At 69.9% G+C, this 22367-nt stretch carries 17 protein-coding genes; 11 read left to right on the top strand and 6 right to left on the bottom strand.

Features of this window, described 5'->3' with window-relative positions; translation table 11 throughout:
- Positions 1 to 33: 33 nt before the first annotated feature.
- From ABZY89_RS09530 to ABZY89_RS09545, 4 genes are all read right to left on the bottom strand, one after another.
- On the bottom strand, positions 34 to 774 hold the full coding sequence (locus ABZY89_RS09530) for a succinate dehydrogenase/fumarate reductase iron-sulfur subunit (protein WP_355226614.1): 741 nt from the start codon (positions 772 to 774) through the stop codon (positions 34 to 36).
- Positions 774 to 2828 (bottom strand): fumarate reductase/succinate dehydrogenase flavoprotein subunit, encoded by a 2055-nt coding sequence (locus ABZY89_RS09535; RefSeq protein WP_355226616.1) that lies wholly within the window; start codon positions 2826 to 2828, stop codon positions 774 to 776. The genes ABZY89_RS09530 and ABZY89_RS09535 overlap by 1 nt, the downstream gene beginning before the upstream one ends.
- A gap of 13 nt (positions 2829 to 2841) precedes the next feature.
- On the bottom strand, positions 2842 to 3561 hold the full coding sequence (locus ABZY89_RS09540) for a succinate dehydrogenase cytochrome b subunit (protein WP_355226618.1): 720 nt from the start codon (positions 3559 to 3561) through the stop codon (positions 2842 to 2844).
- Between the two features lie 108 nt (positions 3562 to 3669).
- Positions 3670 to 4773 (bottom strand): glycosyltransferase, encoded by a 1104-nt coding sequence (locus ABZY89_RS09545; protein ID WP_355226620.1) that lies wholly within the window; start codon positions 4771 to 4773, stop codon positions 3670 to 3672.
- A 104-nt stretch (positions 4774 to 4877) separates the two neighbouring features.
- Here ABZY89_RS09545 and ABZY89_RS09550 point away from each other — a divergent pair, with 104 nt between their 5' ends.
- The 6 genes from ABZY89_RS09550 (at position 4878) to ABZY89_RS09575 (ending at position 13115) form a co-directional block, all read left to right on the top strand.
- The gene (locus tag ABZY89_RS09550; protein ID WP_355226622.1) at positions 4878 to 6461 is read left to right on the top strand and encodes a sulfatase-like hydrolase/transferase; all 1584 of its coding nucleotides are present in this window, start codon (positions 4878 to 4880) and stop codon (positions 6459 to 6461) included.
- Between the two features lie 231 nt (positions 6462 to 6692).
- Positions 6693 to 9038, top strand: a complete 2346-nt coding sequence (locus tag ABZY89_RS09555) for a hypothetical protein (protein WP_355226624.1) — start codon at positions 6693 to 6695, stop codon at positions 9036 to 9038.
- A gap of 66 nt (positions 9039 to 9104) precedes the next feature.
- Entirely contained in the window at positions 9105 to 10421 is a 1317-nt protein-coding gene (locus ABZY89_RS09560) for a HupE/UreJ family protein (RefSeq protein ID WP_355226626.1), read from the top strand.
- A 4-nt stretch (positions 10422 to 10425) separates the two neighbouring features.
- On the top strand, positions 10426 to 11205 hold the full coding sequence (locus ABZY89_RS09565) for a GntR family transcriptional regulator (RefSeq protein ID WP_355226628.1): 780 nt from the start codon (positions 10426 to 10428) through the stop codon (positions 11203 to 11205).
- Positions 11206 to 11235: 30 nt separating this feature from the next.
- Positions 11236 to 12780, top strand: coding sequence for a sulfatase-like hydrolase/transferase (locus ABZY89_RS09570; RefSeq protein ID WP_355226630.1), 1545 nt, complete (start codon positions 11236 to 11238; stop codon positions 12778 to 12780).
- Entirely contained in the window at positions 12777 to 13115 is a 339-nt protein-coding gene (locus tag ABZY89_RS09575) for a DUF1707 domain-containing protein (protein ID WP_355226632.1), read from the top strand. Before ABZY89_RS09570 ends, ABZY89_RS09575 begins: the two co-directional genes overlap by 4 nt.
- Here the strand turns inward: ABZY89_RS09575 and ABZY89_RS09580 are convergent.
- Positions 13112 to 13543, bottom strand: a complete 432-nt coding sequence (locus tag ABZY89_RS09580; protein ID WP_355226634.1) for a hypothetical protein — start codon at positions 13541 to 13543, stop codon at positions 13112 to 13114. The genes ABZY89_RS09575 and ABZY89_RS09580 overlap by 4 nt on opposite strands.
- Before the next feature lie 89 nt (positions 13544 to 13632).
- On the opposite strand from ABZY89_RS09580, the gene ABZY89_RS09585 reads away from it, so the two are divergent.
- From ABZY89_RS09585 to ABZY89_RS09595, 3 genes are read left to right on the top strand one after another with little or no spacing between them, the layout of a single operon-like run.
- Positions 13633 to 15423, top strand: a complete 1791-nt coding sequence (locus ABZY89_RS09585; RefSeq protein ID WP_355226636.1) for a methylmalonyl-CoA mutase family protein — start codon at positions 13633 to 13635, stop codon at positions 15421 to 15423.
- The gene (gene scpA / locus ABZY89_RS09590) at positions 15420 to 17597 is read left to right on the top strand and encodes a methylmalonyl-CoA mutase (protein ID WP_355226637.1); all 2178 of its coding nucleotides are present in this window, start codon (positions 15420 to 15422) and stop codon (positions 17595 to 17597) included. The genes ABZY89_RS09585 and scpA overlap by 4 nt, the downstream gene beginning before the upstream one ends.
- Before the next feature lie 60 nt (positions 17598 to 17657).
- Entirely contained in the window at positions 17658 to 19346 is a 1689-nt protein-coding gene (locus ABZY89_RS09595) for a serine/threonine-protein kinase (protein ID WP_355226639.1), read from the top strand.
- Positions 19347 to 19354: 8 nt separating this feature from the next.
- On the opposite strand, the gene ABZY89_RS09600 is transcribed toward ABZY89_RS09595, so the two are convergent.
- The gene (locus tag ABZY89_RS09600; protein WP_355226641.1) at positions 19355 to 20092 is read right to left on the bottom strand and encodes an SDR family oxidoreductase; all 738 of its coding nucleotides are present in this window, start codon (positions 20090 to 20092) and stop codon (positions 19355 to 19357) included.
- A gap of 93 nt (positions 20093 to 20185) precedes the next feature.
- On the opposite strand from ABZY89_RS09600, the gene meaB reads away from it, so the two are divergent.
- Positions 20186 to 21166, top strand: coding sequence for a methylmalonyl Co-A mutase-associated GTPase MeaB (gene meaB / locus ABZY89_RS09605; RefSeq protein ID WP_355226643.1), 981 nt, complete (start codon positions 20186 to 20188; stop codon positions 21164 to 21166).
- A 12-nt stretch (positions 21167 to 21178) separates the two neighbouring features.
- The gene (locus ABZY89_RS09610; RefSeq protein ID WP_355226644.1) at positions 21179 to 22363 is read left to right on the top strand and encodes an amidohydrolase; all 1185 of its coding nucleotides are present in this window, start codon (positions 21179 to 21181) and stop codon (positions 22361 to 22363) included.
- Positions 22364 to 22367 lie beyond the last annotated feature (4 nt).

Below are 22367 nucleotides of genomic sequence, written 5' to 3' on the forward strand. Positions count from 1 at the left end.
GAGCGGCCCTTCTGTCACGTAGCGACCAGACGGTCAGCCGAGGATGAGCGACTTGCGCAGGTCCTTGTTGAGCTGGGAGATCACGTCGAGCGGGATCTCCTTGGGGCAGGCGGAGGCGCACTCACCGATGTTGGTGCAGCCACCGAAGCCCTCGGCGTCGTGCTGGCCGACCATGGACTGCACGCGGGAGTAGCGCTCAGGCTGGCCCTGCGGCAGCTCACCGAGGTGGGTGATCTTCGCGCCGAGGAACAGCGAGGCGGAACCGTTGGGGCAGGCGGCGACGCAGGCGCCGCAGCCGATGCAGGTGGCCGTGTTAAACGCCCGCATGGCCTTGTCGCGCGGGGCCGGTACCGAGTTGGCCTCGGGGGCCGAGCCGGTGTTGGCCGAGATGTAGCCGCCGTTCTGGATGATCCGGTCGAACGCGGAGCGGTCGACGATCAGGTCCTTGACGATCGGGAACGACGAGGCGCGCCACGGCTCGATGGTGATGGTGTCACCGTCGTTGAAGGAGCGCATGTGCAGCTGGCAGGTCGTGGTGACCTCCGGGCCGTGTGCCTCGCCGTTGATCATCAGCGAACACATGCCGCAGATGCCCTCGCGACAGTCGGAGTCGAACGCGACCGGCTCCTCGTCGTTGTGCAGGAGCTGCTCGTTGAGCAGGTCGAGCATCTCGAGGAACGACATGTCCGAGGACACCCCGTCCAGCTCGTACGTCTTGAGCGCACCCTTGTCGGACGCGTTGGCCTGCCGCCAGATCTTGAGCGTGAGCTTCATTACTTGTACGACCTCTGCTTCATCTCGATGGCGGTGTAGATCAGGTCTTCCTTGTGGAGGATCGGGGCGCCGTCCTCGCCACCGAACTCCCAGGCCGCGACGTAGGCGAACTCGTCGTCGTGACGCAGCGCCTCGCCGTCCTCGGTCTGCGACTCGCCCCGGAAGTGGCCGCCGCAGGACTCGCGCCGGTTGAGCGCGTCGATGCACATGAGCTCACCGAGCTCGATGAAGTCGGCGACACGGCCCGCCTTCTCGAGGTCCTGGTTGAGGGAGTCGGCCGAGCCGAGGACCTTGACGTTGGTCCAGAACTCCTTCTTGAGCTCGCGGATCAGGCCGATGGCCTTCTTGAGGCCCTCCTCGGTCCGCTCCATGCCGCAGTACTCCCACATGATCAGGCCGAGCTCCTTGTGGATCGACTCGACCGAGCGGCTGCCGTTGATCGACATGAACTTGTCGATCCGCTCCTGGACCGACTGCTTCGCCTCGACGACCGCCGGGTGGTCCTCGGAGATGGGCTCGAACGGCCCGTCGGCGAGGTACTCGCGGATGGTGTTCGGGAGCACGAAGTAGCCGTCGGCCAGACCCTGCATCAGCGCCGAGGCGCCGAGGCGGTTCGCGCCGTGGTCGGAGAAGTTGGCCTCACCGGTGCAGTAGAGACCCTCGATGTTGGTCGAGAGCTCGTAGTCGACCCACAGGCCGCCCATGACGTAGTGGACGGCGGGGTAGATGCGCATCGGCAGCTCGTAGGGGTTCTCACCCGTGATCCGCTCGTACATGTCGAGGAGGTTGTCGTACTTCTCCTCGATCGCGGCCTTGCCGAGGCGCTCGATCGCGGCACCCAGGTCGAGGTAGACGCCGCGGCGGAACTTCTTCACCGTGCCGTCGGGCTGGGTCTCGTCGACCTCCGGACCGACACCGCGGCCCTCGTCGCACATGTACTTCGCAGCGCGCGAGGCGATGTCGCGGGGGACCAGGTTTCCGAAGGAAGGGTAGATCCGCTCCAGGAAGTAGTCGCGGTCCTCCTCGGGGATCTCACGCGGGTCCTTGGCGCAGTCCTCGGCGTTCTTGGGCACCCAGATGCGGCCGTCGTTACGCAGCGACTCTGACATCAGGGTCAGCTTCGACTGGTGGGCGCCGGTCACCGGGATGCAGGTCGGGTGGATCTGCGTGTAGCAGGGGTTGGCCATGTAGGCGCCCTTGCGGTGCGCACGCCACGTGGCGGTGACGTTGGACCCCATCGCGTTGGTCGAGAGGTAGAAGACGTTGCCGTAGCCGCCGGTCGCGAGCACGACCACGTCGGCCAGGTGGGTCTCGATCTCGCCGGTGACCATGTCGCGGGCGATGATGCCGCGGGCCTTGCCATCGGCGACGATCAGCTCGAGCATCTCGTGACGCGTGAACTGCTCCACGGTGCCGGCGGCCACCTGGCGCTCCATGGCCTGGTAGGCGCCGATGAGGAGCTGCTGCCCCGTCTGGCCGCGGGCGTAGAACGTACGCGACACCTGCACGCCACCGAAGGAGCGGTTGTCGAGCAGACCGCCGTACTCGCGGGCGAAGGGCACGCCCTGGGCCACGCACTGGTCGATGATGTTCACCGACTCCTCGGCGAGGCGGTAGACGTTGGACTCGCGGGCGCGGTAGTCGCCGCCCTTGACCGTGTCGTAGAAGAGCCGGTAGGCCGAGTCGCCGTCGCCCTTGTAGTTCTTGGCGGCGTTGATGCCGCCCTGGGCGGCGATCGAGTGGGCCCGACGCGGGGAGTCCTGGTAGCAGAACGACTTCACGTTGTAGCCGGCCTCGCCGAGCGTGGCGGCAGCGGCGCCGCCGGCCAGGCCGGTGCCGACGATGATGATCGACAGCTTGCGGCGGTTGGCCGGGTTGACCAGGCGGTTCTCGAACTTGCGGGTCGTCCAGCGCTCCTCGATCGGACCGGTCGGAGCCTTGGGGTCGACGAGCTTGTCGCCGAGCACGTAGTAGCCCGCGGCGTCGTCGGATTTCTGGACCGGTGCCTCGTTGGTCGCGGTGAGGCCGGGCAGGTAGTGGGTTCCAGCAGCCATGTGTCAGATGTCCTTACGAGATGACGCCGAAGACGGTGAACAGGGGGACCAGCGAGAAGCCGCCGGCGATCACGATCGCGACGACCCAGCCGGCGACGCGGGCCCTGGCACGCGACTCAGCGGTGTTGGTGAACCCGAGCGTCTGGATGGCGCTGAAGGTGCCGTGGTGCAGGTGGAACGCGAGCGCGAGCATGGCGAACAGGTAGATGAGGACCATCCACCACTGCTCCGGCTGGAACGCCGCGGTCAACAGCCGGTACGGGTTCTCGGTGACGTCCGCAGCCTGTCCGCCCTCGCCCACGTTGATCTTCACGATGGTGAACTGGAGCAGGTGCCAGACGACGAAGAGGAGCAGGGCCACGCCGCCCCAGCGCATGGTGCGCGAGGAGAGCGACGAAGCCTTGTTCTTCTTCACCGCGTACTTCACCGGGCGCTGCGCGTGAGCACGCATCGAGAGCGCCACCGCCGAGCCGACGTGAGCCACCAGCGACGCCAGGAGCACCACTCGCAGGATCCAGAGGAGGCCGCCGTACGGCAGCATCGGCTCCCCGAACGTACGCAGGTGCTCGGCATACTCGTTGTAGGCCAGCTCGCCACTGAAGGCTTTGAGGTTGCCGTACATGTGCAGGAGCACAAACAGGATGAAGACGATGCCGCTGGCCGCCATAAGGAGCTTCAGGGCGATCGTCGAGCGCGTCGACCGCGCGCCTTTGATCAGAGTCGTGGTTGCCACGGCACGCACGCTACTACCCCTCATACCCGAACTTGTACGCAGGGAGTATGTGACATTTTCGGCGCTGCGTGGGCGGGTGGGGTTACTGACGAGTATCTTGGGAACGGGTTAGGCAAGCCTAACAGCAGGGTGCGCATTCTCCGCGGCGATGGCGTGAGATTGTGAGGACCGGGCCTCGCTCAGCGCGACCAGACGGGCCAGCAGCTCGTCGACCGCATCGGTCCACGGTCGCGTCGCGACGAGTTCCCGACCGCGGTCGCCGAGCAGGTGCCGCCGGGGGTCGGAGACGACCGAGGCGACCGCGTCCGCGAGCTCGCGGGCGCGGGCCGGGTTGTAGAGCAATCCGGTCTCCATGTGCTGGACGATCTCGGCCGCCGCGCCGGCGCGCGGGGCGACCACCGGGAGGGCGCTGGCCGCGGCCTCACGCAGGATGTGGCCACATCCCTCATCCTCGCCGGGGTGGACGAGAAGGTCGAGCGAGGCCAGTGCGACGGCCAGGTCGCCGGTGCCCAGCGGGCCGGTCAGCTTCGCCTGTGGGACCCGCTGCTTGAGCCATCCGCGCTGGGGCCCGTCGCCGATGATGACGAGGCGGATCCCGGGCACCACGGTGAGCTCGGCGAGGCGGCGTACGCCATGGCTCTTGGCGAGGTTGCCCGCGTAGCCGACCACGACCAGCGGTGTGGGTCGGGACTTCGCCTTGGACCAGCGGCGGTGGAGCCAGTCGTCGCGCAGACTGGGCGAGAAGGCGGCCGTGTCGACCCCCGGCTCCCACACCTCGGCGGCGACGTCGATCGCCGCGAGCATGCGGCGCAGGTACTCGCTTGTGACAAAGATCTCATCGGCGTACGCGGCGATCGAGGTGCTCCAGGTGAGCGCCGCCTTGGGGGAGAGAGGGGACTGCTGGACGACCAGCGTCGTCGCGGCAGCCGCGGTCGGCGACGAGAGCGCCTTGCGGCCCAGGCGGCCCGGGTCGAAGGTGACCACGACGTCCGGCTCGAAGGACTCCAGGGCGCTGCGTACCTGGCGGCCGGTCTTGGCGATCGGCGAGACGCGGACGACCCGGCTGTTGCGGTAGACCGAGAGTCCGGGGCCGGGCGCGATGAACCGCACCTCGTGGCCCGACTCGATCATGCGGTCGGCGATGGCCTTCACCGTGGTTGTGACACCATCGATGGTAGGAAAGAAGCTCTCGGTGACCAGCGCCATCTTCATAGGACCAGCGTCCTGCCCGGGGATGGCGAGAGCGCGACGTGTGCGTTGACCTGGGATGAACCATCGGCACGGCCAGTAGACGACCAGCATGATGAGGACAATCAGTGGCGGTACCCAGACGGGTCTGGACGCTTTCGGCAGCAGCACTCGCGGTGGCTGGGGTCATGGGCGGCGTCATGGGGCTGGCGGGCTGTGGTCAGGCGCCGACCCAGCAGCCGTCGGGCGAGCGCGTCTCTGAGCAGCCCTCGACCGCCACGCCGGCCTTCGAGATGCCGGTCGAGAAGCCCAACCTGCTGATGATCACGGTCGACGACCTCTCCGCTCTCGACATGGACTACCTGCCGAGCGTGAAGAAGCTCGTGGGGGACAGCGGCGTCACCTTCACCGACGCGGTCGCGCCGACGCCGATCTGCGTGCCGGCCCGCGCCTCGCTGCTCTCGGGGCAGTACGCCCACAACCATGGCGCCCACACCATCCACGGTCCCGAGGGCGGCTACCCCTCCTTCGACGACTCCGCGACTCTGGCCACCTCGTTGCAGGAGGCCGGCTACTCGACGGTGTTCACCGGGAAGTACCTCAACGAGTACGGCGACGAGGGGACCGAGCGCGACCTGCCTCCGGGCTGGGACGAGTGGCGCGCGACCGTCGACCCGTCGACGTACAACTATCTGGGCGCGAAGTTCAACGTCAACGGGCGCCTGGTGAAGCCGAAGGGCTACTCGACCACCGTCATCACCGAACAGGCGAAGGCGGCGCTGACCGACGCGAAGAAGAAGCCCGGGGCCGCGGGGAAGCCGTGGTTCCAGTGGGTCAACTACGTGGCGCCACACATCGGCGGTCCGACGGAGAAGGGTGACCCCAAGCAGCGCTTCCCGGGCACCAAGGGCGCGATCGGCGTGCCGGTGCCGGACAAGCAGGATCGGGACAAGTACGCCGACGAGCCGATCCCGCAGCAGCCCAACCTGTTCCCGGAGGCGCGCAAGAAGTTCCCGAAGGGGTCCCCGTCGCGGAAGAACCCCTCGCAGATCGAGAAGGACGCCTACCGGCTCTCCTATCAGCGGCGGATCGAGTCGGCGCGCAGCCTGGACCGCAACATCGCCTCCCTGCTCGGTGGGCTGAAGAAGAGTGGAGACCTGGCACGCACCCTGGTCGTCTTCACCTCCGACAACGGCTTCTCGAGCGGCTACCACAACTTCAACGGCAAGCTCTGGTACTACGAGGAGTCGCTGCGGATCCCGGTGCTGATGAGCGGTCCCGGCGTGCCCAAGGGGCGCGAGGTCGGGACCACGCTCACCAACCCGGACATCGCCACGACGCTGCTCGCGGCGGCCGGCGCCGATGACCCGCACGAGCCCGACGGCATCGACATCCTGCCGTGGCTGCGTGCGCCCGAGCAGACCCGTGTCGTCCCGATCGAGGCGTGGCCGACCTCCGACGGCACCTCGCGGCTCTGGTCCGGCGTGCGCGTGGGGCGGTGGACCTACGTCGAGCTGACGACCGGTGAGGTCGAGCTCTACGACCGCACCAACGATCCGTACGAGATGACGAACCTCGCCGACGACCCGGCCCACGCCAAGACCGTCTCGCGGCTGGCCGATCTCACCGACAAGTACCGCGACTGCGCCGGCGACAGCTGTCCCAAGAAGATGTACGCCGCCGACCGCCCGCTCGACCTCGACGGTCTCTAACCGCTCCCGCGGTGGCCGCGATGTGGCAACCGCGCCGGATTGCCGCATCGCGTCACGGATATTTCATCTGTCTGCCGTGGTTTCGGGCTGCAGCCGGACAGTCACGCGCCACCTCGTCCCGGTGGACTTGTCCAGACAAGTTCCCGGTGCCCGAGCACCGTGACCGAGACGAGGAGACCGATGATTCCCATCAGACGATCGTGGGGTGCGCGCCTTGTTGCCGGCGGCCTCGTGACTGTTGCGATCGCGGGCGGCGGCACTGTCGTCGCCCAGGAACGCGCCGAGGCCGACGGCCCGACCTTCGCGCTGCTCGCGGAGCAGGTGCGGTTGCAGGATGCCCCCAAGTCCAAGGCCGCGGTCGGCGAGAGCTTCCGCATCCCGGAGCCCGTCCCGACCGAGAAGGGCAGCACGTTCCGGACCGGCGACTACGTCGTGTCAGTGACGTCTCCCGACGGCGTCACCGCGGAGATCTCCCCGACGGGCTCCGCGAAGGACCCGGTCTACGAGTTCACCCCGCAGACCGCCGGTGACTACCGGATCAGCTACTCGGCCGTCGGTGAGAACGGCACGGTCGACTTCGAGGAGTTCCAGGTCGTCGCCGGGAACGACGCCGACGTCGAGAAGGCCCGCGCCGACGCTGCGCGTCGCACCGCCAACGACAACCAGCCGCAGGTGACCTTCGGCTCGCTCGGCGACATCCACAACGAGTGGCGCGACCTGGACAAGGCGTTCGACCTCTACCACGCCGAGAACCTCGACGCCTCGTTGTTCGTCGGTGACCTGACGAACAACGCCACCGCGGGCGAGTACGCCGGTCTGAAGGAGGTGCTGGACCGCCGCCTCGACGAGAACGGTGACGGCAAGGACGACATCTCCCTGGTGGCGGCGCTGGGCAACCACGACGTGGGCTCCGGCATGACGGGCTACGACCTCTTCACCCAGTCGACCGGCGGACAGCGGCCCAACGCCGACTATGAGATCAACGGCTACCACTTCATCACGGTCTCGCCCGGCTCCGGCGAGCTCGACGAGGAGACCGGCCGGCCGACCCAGCGCAGCACCGGCGACTACGCCTACGCGCGCGACTGGCTCCACACCCGACTGGCCGCTGACACCGCCGAGCACCCGGACCGTCCGGTGTTCGTCCTCGTGCACCACCCCCTCAAGTGCACGCACTACGTCTCGAACGAGTGGTACGGCGCCGGCCTCTCGGAGGGCTGCGGCGACACCTTCAAGTCGGTCTTCGACAACTTCCCCCAGGCGGTCGTCTGGGGCGGGCACATCCATACGCCCAACAACATCTCGACCTCGATCTGGCAGGACGGCGGCTTCACGACCGTCAACGCCCCGCCGCTGGCGTACTTCGAGATGGAGAGCGGCGTCGACAACGACACGACGCCGAACGACGCGGGCGACAACGCGCAGACCTCGGTCGTCGAGGTCCAGGGCAGCGTCGTCAAGGTGAAGAACTACGACCTGCGGGCCGGCCAGTGGATCGACCAGACCTGGACGTGGGACGTCGAGGAAGCGATCAAGAACCCGCAGCGCAACTTCCCCTACACCGACCGCCGTGCCGCGAAGACCGCTGGTCCGAAGTGGCCCGCCGGGTCGGCGGTGACCGTGTCCGACATCAAGGAGGAGACCGCACAGGTCTCCTTCCCGCAGGCGAAGCCGGCGGCCAACGACGTACAGGACATCGTCCATCTCTACCGCTACCAGGTCATCGACAAGGCCACCGGCGCGAGCGTCGCCGACTTCAAGCAGTGGTCGGGCTTCTACATCCTCCCGCTCCCGGCCTCCCGCGGCCACGCCATCCAGGGCCTGAAGGGGGATACGGAGTACGAGGTGCGGGTCACCCCGTACAACACCTGGGGCAAGGCGGGCAGGTCGATCTCGACCACCTTCAAGACCGCTCCGGCGCCGCCTCCGGTCGACCCGGCCGACTACCTCATCTACCAGGACTTCGAGTCGGTGGCGTCTCAGCTCCAGACCGGTGTCGAGCACAACATGCCGGCGAACGCGAGCGTCCTCGGCTGGACCAAGACGACACCGGCGGGCTGGACGATCACCAACGCCGCGGACATGCCCACCGGCACCAAGGAGATGAACGGCTGGTCGCTTATGACCAAGGCGTTCTGGCAGAACGGTGACGACCAGGACCGCAGCGGCTTCACCCTGGGCCGCAACGTCGTGGCCGTGGCCGACCCCGACGAGTGGGACGACGTCAACGACCCGGAGAGCCGCGGCCGCTTCGACTCGACGCTCACCACGCCGAGCGCGCCGATCCCGAGCGGTGCCTCGCGTCTCTACCTCGCGTGGGACAACCACTACCGTGAGGAGGAGCCGCAGGAGGCCGAGGTCACCGTCGAGTTCGACACCGGCCAGAAGGTGCAGCTGGTCCATTGGACGCCGGCCAACACCCCCGACCTCAGCCAGGGGAACAAGACGGTCAACCTCCCCGTCGACGTACCGGCCGGCGCGACCTCGATGAAGGTCAACTTCCGGCTCTTCAACGCGATGAACGACTGGTACTGGGCGATCGACCACGTTCGGCTCGACACCGAGCCGATCAGCTGAACCGGGTCAGGGCTCGCCCGGCGACTGCCAGGCGGGCCCTGACCTCCGTCTCGATCGAGGATCCTCATGACCATTTCCTTCCGCATCCGCTGCCTCCTCGCCGCGGCGCTCGCGATGCTGGCGCCGATCCTGCTGACCGTCCCGGCCTCAGCCCACGGCTTCACGTCCACGGTCTACGCCGAGCTGACCCAGCGTCCCGACGGCGTGATCAGGTCCGAGCTCGAGATGGAGTACGTCCTCCTCGTCAGGTCGGTGGCGAAGGCCGAGGCCGACCCGGAGCTGGAGAGCCGGGCCAAGGCCGCCTTCCAGACCTCCGGCGCCGACGTCGGGCTTCTCGCGGACCACCGCGACGCCGTCCTGGGCTACCTCGGTGACCGCTTCCGCGCCTCCGTCGGCGATCAGGCCTGTACGCCGTCCGTTGGTGACGAGCTCCAGGCCACCGAGCGCGACGGCGTGCCCCACGTGGTGGTGGCGCTCGAGCACGCGTGCCCCCGGGTGTCGGGCGACGTCGCGTACGAGATCTCCAGCGAGCTGTTCCCCGAGTCGGAAGGCTTCGTGGGAAGTACGGAGACGATCCTCGAGTACTCGCTTCCGGAGGCCTCCGGCAACACGGTCCTCACCGCCGAGGACCCGAGCTTCTCTACCGACGAGTCGTCGCCGACCCGACTGCTCGAGTTCTTCGTCCTCGGCGCCGAGCACCTGCTCTTCGGTCTCGACCACATTCTGTTCCTCGTCGCGCTCATCGTCGGCTCCCGCCGTCCGCGCGACATCCTGCTGGCCGCGACCGCGTTCACCGCAGCCCACTCGGTGACCTTCGTCCTCGCGAGCCTCGGCCTCGTCTCGGTCCCGGCCTCGATCGTCGAACCCGTGATCGCGCTGTCGATCGTGGCCGTTGCGGCCTGGCACGTGTGGGGCTCGTGGCGCGATGGACGTCCCGCTGGTCCTGGTTCGGCGTCGCTGGGCCGACCCATGGGCGGCGCCGGTCCCTCCCTCGGCCCGACCGCGACGGCTGGTGGGGGCGGGGTCGCCCTGGCGACACGCGTGTCCACCGATGCCGCGCCGAGGGCGGCCGGATCGCGGATGTCGGGGGAGAAGGTCCGCCTCGCCGTGGTCTTCGGGTTCGGCCTGATCCACGGCCTGGGCTTCGCGGGCGCCCTCGGGATCGACGAGCCGTTCTCGTGGCGGTTGCTGGGATCGCTCCTCGTCTTCAACCTCGGCATCGAGGCCGTGCAGCTGGCGATCATCGCGCTGGTCTTCCCGATGCTCCTGGTCCTGCGGCGCCGGCAGCCGAGGATCGGCTGGTGGCTCGGCGTCGTCGCGGCCACGGGCGTGGTGGTCGTCGGCCTCTTCTGGTTCGTCCAACGAGTCCTCGGGCTCGGGTGAGCTGATGCTGGAGGTGGGCCTGGTGCCCGAGCAGTCCGTCGGCGCAGCCTGGAGGTCGTCGCGTCGCTACCAGGCCGTCGCGGCCACGCTGGAGGCGCGGATCCGGGCCGGCGAGTATCCGGCCGGGAGGCCGCTTCCCACGGTGTCGTGCCTGGCGCGGGAGTTCGGGGTCGCGCGCGGCACCGTGGAACGGGCGCTCGCGCGGCTGGAGAACGACACCCGCCTGGTCTCCCTGCACGGTCAGCGCTGGTACGCGCACGTCGCCACGCGCCTGCAGAGTCTCGGGGTGCGCTCGTTCGCCCAGTGGGCCGTCGCCTCCGGCCTGAGACCAGGGGGCCGGTTCGTCGACGTGGCGCGTGGTCGCGCCACGACTGTGGAGGCGCGCGAGCTCGGTGAGCGGCCGGGGGGCCCGGTGCTGCGGGTGGTGCGGGTCCGCTCGCTCGACGGGTCGCCCGCCATGGTCGAGCACACGGTGTTTCCCGGCTGGCTCGCCGGGGCCATCGAGTCCCTGCCGTCCGATGCTCCGTCGATCGTCCGGGTCGTCGAGGAGGCGCTCGGTGTCTGCCTCGGGCACGCCGAGCACCGGATCGAGGCGATCGCTGCCTCGGCCATGGATGGCCGCCTGCTCGGCGTACGGCGTGGCAGCCCGCTGCTGCGCGTCGTCCGCACCGCACGGTTCGCCGACGGCCGCACCTTCGAGTTCAGCGACGACCGCTACCTCCCCGGCGTGGTGTCCTTCTCGCTGGTCACCAGCTCTTCACCGCTCGGGGTTAAAGTAGACTAAATAACTCATCTTACTTGGGAGTGTTTGGTCATGCCGGTCGTCAACCTGTTCACGCGTCGCAAGCGCGCTGCTGTGGCGACGGTGGCGATGAGCGCCCTCGCGGTGACCGGCCTGGTGCACGACCCGGCCGCCGTGGCGGCGGGCCCGACGCGTACGCCTGCCCTGGAGCGGCCCGCGGAGAGGCCGAACCTGCTGATGGTCACGGTCGACGACCTCTCCGCCCTCGACATGGACTACCTGCCGCGGGTGCGGAAGCTGGTCGAGCGGACCGGGGTCTCCTTCGCCGAGGGGATCGCGCCGACGCCGATCTGTGTGCCGGCGCGGGCCTCGCTGCTGACCGGGCAGTACGCCCACAACCACGGTGCGCGCACGATCGAGGGGCCGTACGGCGGTTATCAAGCCTTCGACGACTCCGCGACGGTCGCCACCTCGCTGCAGGACGGGGGCTACTCGACGATCCTGGCGGGGAAGTACCTCAACGGCTACGGCGAGGGGGAGACCCGCGGCGACGTGCCGCCGGGGTGGGACCAGTGGCGCGCGACGGTCGACCCGTCGACCTACAACTTCCGGTCGCCGAAGTTCAACGTCAACGGCGAGATCGTCAAGTCCAAGGGCTACTCCTCGACCGTCATCACCGAGCACGCGAAGGCCGGGATCGCGGCCGAACGCGCGAACGGGAAACCCTGGTTCACCTGGGTCAACTATGTGGCGCCGCACCACGGCGGGCCTTCCGGGCCCGACGATCCGAAGAAGATCTACCCGGGCACCGACGCCGCCCTGTCGGTGACCGTGCCCGACACCCAGGACCGCGGGTTCTACGACAACGCGCAGATCCCGGCGCGGCCCAACCTCTTTCCAGAGGACACCTCCGGCTATGCGAAGGGCTCGCCCGGTCGCGGGAAGTTCAACCCGCGGAAGAAGGACGCCCTCCGGATCGCCTACCAGCGCCGCCTCGAGGCCATCCGCAGCCTGGATCGCAACATCGCCTCGCTGATCGGCTCGCTCAAGCGCAGCGGTGAGCTGAAGCGGACGCTGGTCGTGTTCACCTCCGACAACGGCTTCTCGAACGGCTACCACAACCTCAACGGCAAGCTGTGGCACTACGACGAGTCGCTGCGGATCCCGGTGCTGATGAGCGGCCCGGGGGTGCCGCGCGGCCGCACGGTGCGTACCCCGGTCACCAACCCGGATCTCGCCGCCACCCTGCTGGCGGCGGCCGGGGCTCGGCCACCTCGAGCGCCGGACGGGATCGACATCATGCCGTGGCTGAGCGCGCCCGAGCAGGTCCGCGCCATCCCGATCAGCGGCTGGCGGGTGACCGACGGGAGCAGGCAGCTGTGGTCCGGCGTCCGGGTCGGCTCCTGGACCTACGCCCGCCTGCACACCGGCCAGGTCGAGGTCTACGACCGCTCTTCGGACCCCTATGAGCAGCACAACCTCGCCGCCGACCCGTCGGTCGCGGAGACCGTCAAGGCGCTCGCGAGGCTCGCCGACCGCTACCGGGACTGCGCCGCCTCGACCTGCCCGAAGGACCTGTACGCCTCCGGCCGGGCGCTCGATCTGGAGGCGCTGTGACGAGGGTCGGCGACCTGGAGCGCGAGGCTGCGCGGGCGCGGCTCGTCGAGGCGTACGCCGCGGGGAGGATCGACGCGCCCGAGCTGGAGTCGCGAGCCGAGGCCGTGTGGGGTGCCGCCCGGTCCGCCGACCTCGCCGCGGTCGTCGACGACCTGGGCGAGGATCCGACTCCGTCTGGCGGGGCGGGCCCCCGTCTCGTACGAGATCTTCTGGTGTTCCTGATCTGCGGCGCCATTGCCGTCCTGGTCTGGCACCTCACCGGCCGTGGCTTCTTCTGGCCCGTGTGGGTGCTGGTCTACACCGGCCTGCCGCTGCTGCGCCTGTGGCGGGACTAGGACGGCTTGCCGAGGGTGTCCGCGGGGACGTTGCCCGCCTCGATCTCCCGCGCCAGCTCGGTGATGCGTACGCCACTGGCAGCCCAGCTGCCCGCGCGCTCCTCGTAGATGGGGTGGAAGCTGCGGCGGACCTCGACGGTCCAGTGACGGCCGAAGACGACCCGGGCGCCGATGGCGAAGGGGAGGATCGCGAGCAGGAGGAGGAGCTCGATGCCGGTGAGCAGCATGACCGCGACGACCACGACGAGGATCGGCAGCGCGATGACGAGCCAGAGCACCATGAGGATCATGCTGATCGGGTCGTCGCCGGAAGGCGCGCCGAGAGGGATCTCCAATGCGTCGAGACTCAGGCGGCGCGACTTCCGCTGCCACGGGACCCAGCGTCGGGTGATTCGATAGACCTGTCCGCTCGGAGCGCGTACCTTCACGGCGGTCAACTTAACGGCGCGTCTCAGTTAGCGGTTGTAAACCTCACACTTTGTGGTCACCGCCACTTCATCGGCCTAAGGTTCGACCCATGAACGACGCCGCTCGCGACGACTCGTTGCGCCTTGCCCAGCCGGCGGATGCCCATTCCCAGGCAGAGTGGGAGGCGGCGACTGCTGCCGTCCTCCGCAAGAGCGGTCGGCTGACCGCTGACGACGCCGACTCGCTCGTCTGGGACAAGCTGACGCGCACCTCCCTCGACGGACTCCGGATCGCTCCGCTCGGCCTGCCGGACGAGTCCTTCGCCGACGCGGCGCGTCCCACGCGCGCCGGCGCGTGGGACATCCGCTCGCTCGTCTCCGGTCTCTCCGGGGTGGACGCCAAGGCGGCCAACGAGGCCGCTCTGGTCGACCTGGACGGCGGGGTCTCCTCGCTGTGGGTGGCCGCCGACGAGACCACCGACCTCGCAGTGCTTCTCGACAAGGTGCTCCTCGACCTGGCGCCGATCGTGCTCGACGCGCCGATCGGTGCGGTCAAGGTCGCCCAGAACCTGCTCGCGCTGATCGCCGAGCGTGGCGCCGGGCTGCACGCCGCGACCAACCTGGGTGCCGACCCGATGGGCGCGCTGCTGCGCGACCTGCCGCTGGCACCCGACGAGGCCTTCGCCGAGCTGGTCGACCTCGCTCGTCTCGCGCAGGGGATCGGGGTGCGGGCGATCGTCGTCGATGCCACGGCTGCGCATGATCTGGGCGCGTCCGACGTGCAGGAGCTCGGCTGGTCGGTCGCGGTCGGCGTCGCCTACCTGCGCGCGCTGACCGAGGCGGGCTTCTCGCCCGCCGTCGCGGCGAGCCTCATCGAGTTCCGGTACGCGGCCACCGACGAGCAGTTCCCGACGATCGCCAAGCTGCGGGCCGCCCGTCAGCTGTGGTCACGGGTCCTCGAGCTCTCCGGGGCCGAGGGCGTGGAGATGCGCATCCACGCGGTGAGCTCGCGGCCGATGCTGTCGAAGTACGACCCCTACGTGAACATGCTGCGCGGCACCGTCGCCGCCTTCGCCGCCGGTGTCGGCGGCGCGGACGCGGTGACCGTGCTGCCCTTCGACTCCGCCAACGGCGTCCCGGACGGGTTCGGGCGACGGATCGCCCGCAACGTGTCCCACCTGCTGATCGACGAGTCCCACGTCGCGGCCGTCGCCGACCCCGCCGGTGGTTCCTTCGCCGTCGAGCAGCTGACCGCCGACATGGCCGAGGCCGGCTGGGAGACGTTCATCCAGCTCGAGGAGGAGTGGACCGGGGCGAACGCCGTCGGAGGCCACGACTTCTCGCCCTTCCGCGACCGGATCGCCGCGGTCTCGGCGGAGCGGGAGAAGGCGATCGCGCGGCGCAGGCGCCCGATCACCGGGCTCACCGAGTTCCCCAACCTCGCCGAGACGCTCCCCGAGCGGCCGGTCGACCCGCTGAACGAGCGGGTGGTGCGCTACGGCGCCTCCTTCGAGGCCTTGCGCGACACTCCCGCCACCACCAAGGTCTTCCTCGCCACCATCGGCACGGTCGCTCAGCACACCGCCCGGGCGACGTTCGCGACCAACCTCCTCGCCGCCGGTGGCATCGGCGTCGAGGTCGCGGGCGCGACCAGCGACGCCGAGGACCTCGCCGGGAAGTACCGTGCGACCGGTTCACCGGCGGTCGTCTGCCTGGCCGGTTCGGACAAGACGTACGCCGAGTGGGGCGCGGCCGCGATCGCGGCCCTCCGCGAGGCTGGCGCCACGCACGTGATCATCGCCGGGAAGCCCGACGCCGTCGACGCCGAGGTGGACGACGCCGCCTCGATGGGTGTCGACGCGCTGGCCTTCCTGACCGCTACGAGGGAGAAGCTCGCATGACCATCCCCAGCTCCTTCAAGGGCCTTCCGCTGAAGGGCGAGGTCCCGCCGTACTCCGCCGACGCTCCCTCGGGTGAGGGCTGGCTGAGCCCTGAGGGCATCGAGATCCAGCCTGCGTACGGGCCTGCGGATCTCGAGGGTCTCGACGCGCTCGACACCTTCCCCGGGCTGAGCCCGTTCCTGCGCGGGCCCTACCCGACGATGTACACGACCCAGCCGTGGACGATCCGGCAGTACGCCGGCTTCTCGACCGCGGAGGAGTCCAACGCGTTCTACCGCCGCAACCTGGCGGCCGGTCAGAAGGGCCTCTCGGTCGCCTTCGACCTGGCCACCCACCGCGGCTACGACTCCGACCACCCGCGCGTGCGCGGCGATGTCGGCATGGCGGGCGTCGCGATCGACTCCATCTACGACACCAGGACGCTGTTCGACGGCATCCCGCTCGATGAGATGTCCGTCTCGATGACGATGAACGGTGCGGTGCTGCCGGTGCTGGCGCTCTACATCGCCGCGGCCGAGGAGCAGGGTGTCCCGCCCGAGAAGCTGGCCGGGACCATCCAGAACGACATCCTCAAGGAGTTCATGGTCCGCAACACCTACATCTACCCGCCGGCGGCGTCGATGCGGATCATCGGCGACATCTTCTCCTACACCGCCGCGAAGATGCCCCGGTTCAACTCGATCTCGATCTCCGGCTACCACATGCAGGAGGCCGGGGCGACCGCCGATCTCGAGCTCGCCTACACGCTGGCCGACGGCGTCGAATACCTGCGGACCGGTCTGGCCGCGGGCCTCGACGTCGACGCGTTCGCGCCGCGGCTCAGCTTCTTCTGGGCGATCGGGATGAACTTCTTCATGGAGGTCGCCAAGATGCGCGCGGCCCGCGCGCTGTGGTCGCGTCTGGTCTCGCAGTTCGACCCGTCCAACCCGAAGTCGCTGTCCCTGCGGACCCACTCGCAGACCTCCGGCTGGTCGCTGACCGCCCAGGACGTGTTCAACAACGTCGGCCGCACCGCGATCGAGGCGATGGCCGCGACCCAGGGCCACACCCAGTCGCTGCACACGAACGCGCTGGACGAGGCGATCGCGCTGCCGACCGACTTCTCGGCCCGCATCGCCCGCAACACCCAGCTGCTGCTGCAGCAGGAGAGCGGCACGACCGAGATCATCGACCCGTGGGGCGGCTCCTACTACGTCGAGAAGCTCACCCACGACCTCGCCGAGCGCGCCTGGTCCCACATCCAGGAGGCCGAGGCGGCCGGCGGGATGGCCAAGGCGATCGAGCAGGGCATCCCGAAGATGCGCATCGAGGAGGCGGCCGCCCGCACCCAGGCGCGCCTCGACTCCGGTGCCCAGAAGCTGATCGGCGTCAACACCTTCCGGCTCCCCTCCGAGGACCCGCTCGACGTGCTCAGGGTCGACAACGACCAGGTCTACAAGCAGCAGCTCGCCAAGCTCGAGCGGCTGCGCGCGGAGCGCGACGACGAAGACGTACGCCGGGCCCTGGAGGCCATCACGAACGCGGCCGGTTCGACGAGCAAGCCCAGCGGCACCGGCAACCTGGACGGCAACCTGCTCAAGCTGGCCGTCGACGCGGCCCGCGCGAAGGCGACCGTCGGGGAGATCTCCGACGCGATGGAGAAGGCGTGGGGACGGCACCAGGCCGTCATCCGTACCATCTCCGGTGTGTATCGGGACGAGGCGACGACGTCGGGTGACTCGAAGGTCACCGAGGTGCTGAAGGCGACCAAGGAGTTCGAGGAGGCCGAGGGCCGCCGCCCGCGGATCCTGGTCGCGAAGATGGGCCAGGACGGTCACGACCGTGGCCAGAAGGTCGTGGTCTCGGCCTTCGCCGACCTCGGCTTCGACGTCGACGTAGGCCCGCTGTTCTCCACGCCCGAGGAGGTCGCGCAGCAGGCGGTCGACGCCGACGTACACATCGTCGGGGTCTCGTCGCTGGCTGCCGGTCACCTCGCACTGCTCCCCGCGCTGAAGGCGGCGCTGGAGGAGCAGGGGCGCCCGGACATCATGATCGTCATCGGCGGGGTCATCCCGCCTGACGACGTGGCCACGCTCGAGCAGATGGGCGCCGCCGCGGTCTTCCTGCCCGGCACCGTCATCGCCGACTCCGCCATCGACCTGCTCGGTCGTCTGCGGGAGCAACTCGATCACTGATCACTGACCGTTCCGAGTATGTCCTCGCCGGGGGCGTCGGGCTCGTCTAGCCTCAGGACTGTGACGGACCTACGCCCCGGGCGGGCATCCGGGGACGGGCTGATGAGGGTCGGCGCCTACGAGATCCTCAACAAGCTCGGTGAGGGCGGCATGGGCGTCGTCCACCTGGCTCGCCACGAGGAGACCGGCGAGCGGGTGGCGCTGAAGGTGCTGCGTACCCATGTCGTGGGGGACGAGGAGACCCGAGCCCGGCTGGAGCGCGAGGTGCGGTCGCTGCGGCAGGTGCGCAGCCCGTGGATCGCCGAGATCGTCGACGCCGACCCGTACGCGGACCTTCCCTACGTCGCGACCCGCTACGTGCCGGGTCCGACGCTGCACGACCGGATCAAGGACGACGGACCCGTCCTCGGCGAGGACCGGTTCTGGCTGGCGCGCTGCCTGGCCGGGGGCGTCGCCGCCTGCCACGACGCCGGCGTGCTGCACCGTGACGTGAAGCCCTCCAACGTGGTGATGGAGGGGCGTACGCCGGTGCTCATCGACTTCGGGCTCGCCCGGGTCGCCGACGACCCCAAGATCACCCTCACCGGGTGGCTGGTCGGCACCCCGGGCTACCTGGCGCCGGAGATCCTGGAGGGGACGCCCTCGTCGGCGGCCAGCGACGTGCACTCCTGGGCCGCCACGACCGCCTATGCGCTGCTGGGCAGGCCTCCGTTCGGGACCGGTCCGTCGATGGCCGTCCTGGACCGGGTACGCCGCGGCCAGCACGACCTCGACGGCATCGAGGGTTCGATGCGGGAGGTCCTGACGGCGGCGCTGGCGACGGATCCTGCGGACCGCCCGGGCCTGGAGGAGCTGCGGGAGTGGCTGATGGAGCCCGAGGTGCCGTGGTCCGGAGCCGATTCGACGCTCACCAAGGTGCTGCCGGTGACGATGCCGCTGGCCGCCGCACCGGCGGACGCCGAGCTGAAGCCGACGCTGGTGGACCCGGACGCCGCCGGCGCCGCCGTGACGGAGGTGGAGGAGGTGCCGCCGACCGCGGTGACCGTCGCCGACGCGCCGGCCGAGCCCGTGGTGGTGCGCCGGTTCGACCCGCAGGCTCCGCCACCGGCCCCGTCGCCCGAACCCGGCTGGAGCCCACCCAGCAAGCACGCCAACCTCAAGCGCTGGCCGGGGCCGATGCACTTCCTGGTCCTGGTCGCGCTCGCCGCGATCCTCGCCGGGGTCGTGGCGGCGTACCCGTTCCTGGGCGCGGCCCTGCTCGGCCTGGGCGTCTGGCTGCTGCGGGCCGTCTCGCTGGCTGCCGACCATCTGTCGAAGCGTCGCGAGGCGCGAGGACGGAAGTGGTACGACGGCCTGTGGGCGCTCGTCCGCTCGCCGTGGGACCTGGTGCGTGCCATCCCCGGCACGGCGGCGCTGACCGCGCTGACGGGCGTGATCGCGGCCGCCGTGGCCGTCGGCTGCCTCGCCATCGGGCTGCCGCTGACCGCGGTGCTCTACGTGGCCGCGATGGTCTTCATGTCCGCGGCCTGGCTCGCCTCGCAACGGGTCCGTGACACCGTCGGACCGGTCGCCCGGGCAGCGTCCTCGCCGTCGCAGCGCTGGGTCGTCGCCGTCGTCGGCCTGGCGATCATCGCGGCGGCCGTCGCCTGGTACGCACTACAGATGGGCGTCTCCTGGGTGCCGTTCGACGACGGCCGGGCGAGCCAGCTGCCCGGTCCCCTCCGCGACGTCCTGAGCCGCGTGCGCTGACGGCCACGTCACAACCGGGCGAGGAGCGTTCCACCGTGGATGCCGACGACCTGCCCGGTGGTGAACCCAGCCTCCGGCGAGGTCAGGTGAGCCACCAGTGCGGCGACCTCCTCGGGCGTACCGGGCCGGCCCACGGGGATCCGGGAAACACGATCGTCGATCAGCGCAGGGCTGCGGCGCGAGTCCCAGAACTCGGTGTCCGGGACGAAGCCGGGAGCGACCGCGTTGGCGGTGATCCCGTCCGCCGCGATCTCGGCGGCGAGGCCGGTGATCCAGGTGTTGACGGCGCCCTTGGCCGCACCGTAGGAACCGTGGCCGCGCAGCGCCGAGATGGAGCTCATCGCGACGATCCGGCCGCCGGGACGGGCGAGCCGTGGGAGCAGAGCCTCGGCCGGGAGTACCGCGGTGAGCACGTTGAGCCGATAGTCGGCCGCCCACTCGTGGGCCAGAGACTCGAGGTCGTCGCCGGAGGCCGGGGTGAAGCCACCGGCGTTGAGGACGAGCACGTCCAGGCGGTCCGGGCAGGCATCGGCCAAGGCACGCACGTCACTCGGGTCGGCACAGTCCGCGACGACGTACGTCACCCGGTCAGCGCCGACGGCGCCGTTGATCTCCTTGGCCGCGGTCTCCAGCGTCTCGGCCCGGCGTCCGACGATGGTCACAGCGAGCCCGTCGGCCGCGAGCCGCGCCGCGATCGCGCGTCCCAGTCCGGTTCCGCCGCCTGTCACCACCGCTGTTCTCGTCATATCGGTCACGTCGGTGGAGCGTACTGCTCCCCTCAAGGCTCCGCGGGTCGAGCCGGGCCGTGCCGAGCTCGGCATCTTGGCTAAGGTGCTGGCATGCCAGGGCCCGACGTACAAGACCTTCTCGACGGCATCAGCGACGGCAAGCGGGCGGCGGTGTCACGAGCGATCACCTTGGTGGAGTCGACCAAGCCCCAGCACCGCGACATCGCCCGCGAGCTGCTCACCAAGCTGCCCGCGGGTGACTGCGTCCGGGTCGGGATCTCCGGCGTCCCTGGGGTCGGCAAGTCGACCTTCATCGAGGCGCTGGGCAGCCGGCTGACCGCCAACGGCCTCAAGGTGGGGGTGCTGGCCGTCGACCCGTCGTCGGTACGCACCGGCGGCTCCGTCTTGGGCGACAAGACGCGCATGCAGCGGCTCTCGGTGGACCCCAACGCCTTCATCCGGCCCTCCCCGTCGGCCGGGACGCTCGGCGGGGTCGCCAGGGCGACGGTCCAGGCGATGGCGGTGCTGGAGGCGGCCGGCTACGACGTGGTGCTGGTCGAGACGGTCGGCGTCGGGCAGTCCGAAGTGACCGTGGCGGGGATGGTGGACACGTTCCTGTTCCTCACCATCGCGCGCACCGGTGACCAGCTGCAGGGGATCAAGAAGGGCATCCTGGAGATCTCCGACGTGATCGCGGTCAACAAGGCCGACCCCAACGACCCCCACCGCGCCCAGGAGGCTCGCGCGGCCGCCCGCGAGCTCGCCGGCGCGCTCCGGCTGGTGCGCTCGCGCGAGGAGTGGGCGCCTCCGGTGGTCACCGCCTCCGCGCTCCACGACGACGGGGTCGACTCCGTCTGGGAGCAGGTGATGGCCCACCGCGCCCACCTCGGCAAGGACGGGTTGCGAACCAAGCGCGCCGAGCAGCAGCTCGACTTCACCTGGGCTCTCGTCCGCGACGAGCTCGACCAGCGGCTCAAGCACTCCGCGGGCGTCAAGGCGATCCGCGACGAGGTGCGTGCCGAGGTGCTCTCCGGGGAACTTCCGGCGACCGTGGCCGCGGACAGGATCCTCGCCGCCTACGACAAGGATTAGTCTGACGGGACCATGCTGGAGCCTGCTGCCTTCCTCGCCGAGCGAGTCGATGCCTACGACGCCGAGCTGACCGACCTGCGCCGGGACATCCACGCGCACCCGGAGCTGTCCTGGCAGGAGCATCGCACCACCGAGCTGATCGCCGAGCGACTGGAGAAGGCGGGGTGGCAGGTCGACCGGCCGTCCGCGACCGGCCTGATCGCCGATCTGGGCGGGGACGAGAAGGGCTCGAGGGTCGTCGCGCTGCGCGGCGACATGGACGCGCTGCCGGTCGACGACGTCACCACCGACATCTGGACGAGCACCGTTCCCGGGGTCGCGCACGCCTGCGGCCACGACGTGCACACCACGGCCCTGCTCGGTGCCGGCCTCGCGCTCGCCGACCTGCATCGCGAGTCACCGCTGCCCGGCGGCGTACGCCTGCTGTTCCAGCCCGCAGAGGAGGTCATGCCGGGCGGGGCGCTGCACCTGATGAGCCTGGGCGCGCTCGACGACGTCGAGCGGATCTTCGCGCTGCACTGCGACCCGACCGTCGACGTCGGCCGCGTCGGGATCCGCTCCGGCGCGCTGACCAGCGCGGCCGACCTGATCGACGTGCACCTCAGCGGCACCGGCGGTCACACCTCGCGCCCGCACCTGACCGGCGACCTGGTCTTCGCGCTCGCCAAGGTGACCACCGAGCTGCCGGTGATCCTGAGTCGGCGGATGGACCCCCGGGCCGGCGTGAGCGTGGTCTGGGGCAAGGTCACCGCCGGCCAGATCCACAACGTGATCCCCGCCCATGGCTCCGTCGGAGGCACCGTGCGAATCCTCGATAGCGACGCCTGGAGCGAGGTCGAGCACGTCGTGCGCGAGGTCGTCGCCGAGATCATCGCCCCCTACGGCGTGACCGCCGCCGTCGACTACACCCGCGGTGTGCCGCCGGTGAGCAACGACGAGGAGTCCCACCAGATCCTCGTCGAGAGCGTCCGCGAGGTTCTGGGGGAGCGGGGTGCCGTCGTCTCCGCGCAGAGCCTCGGCGGCGAGGACTTCGGCTGGTACCAGGAGCAGGTCGCCGGCTCGATGTTCCGGCTCGGCGTACGCACCCCCGGTGGCCCCACCTACGACCTCCACCAGGGCGACCTGCGCATCGACGAACGCGCGGTGGGCGTCGGAGCCAAGGTCCTGGCCGCCGCTGCCCACCGCGCGCTGGTCTAGCTCG

Source organism: Nocardioides sp. NPDC006303, from assembly GCF_040613175.1.
Taxonomy (GTDB): domain Bacteria; phylum Actinomycetota; class Actinomycetes; order Propionibacteriales; family Nocardioidaceae; genus Nocardioides.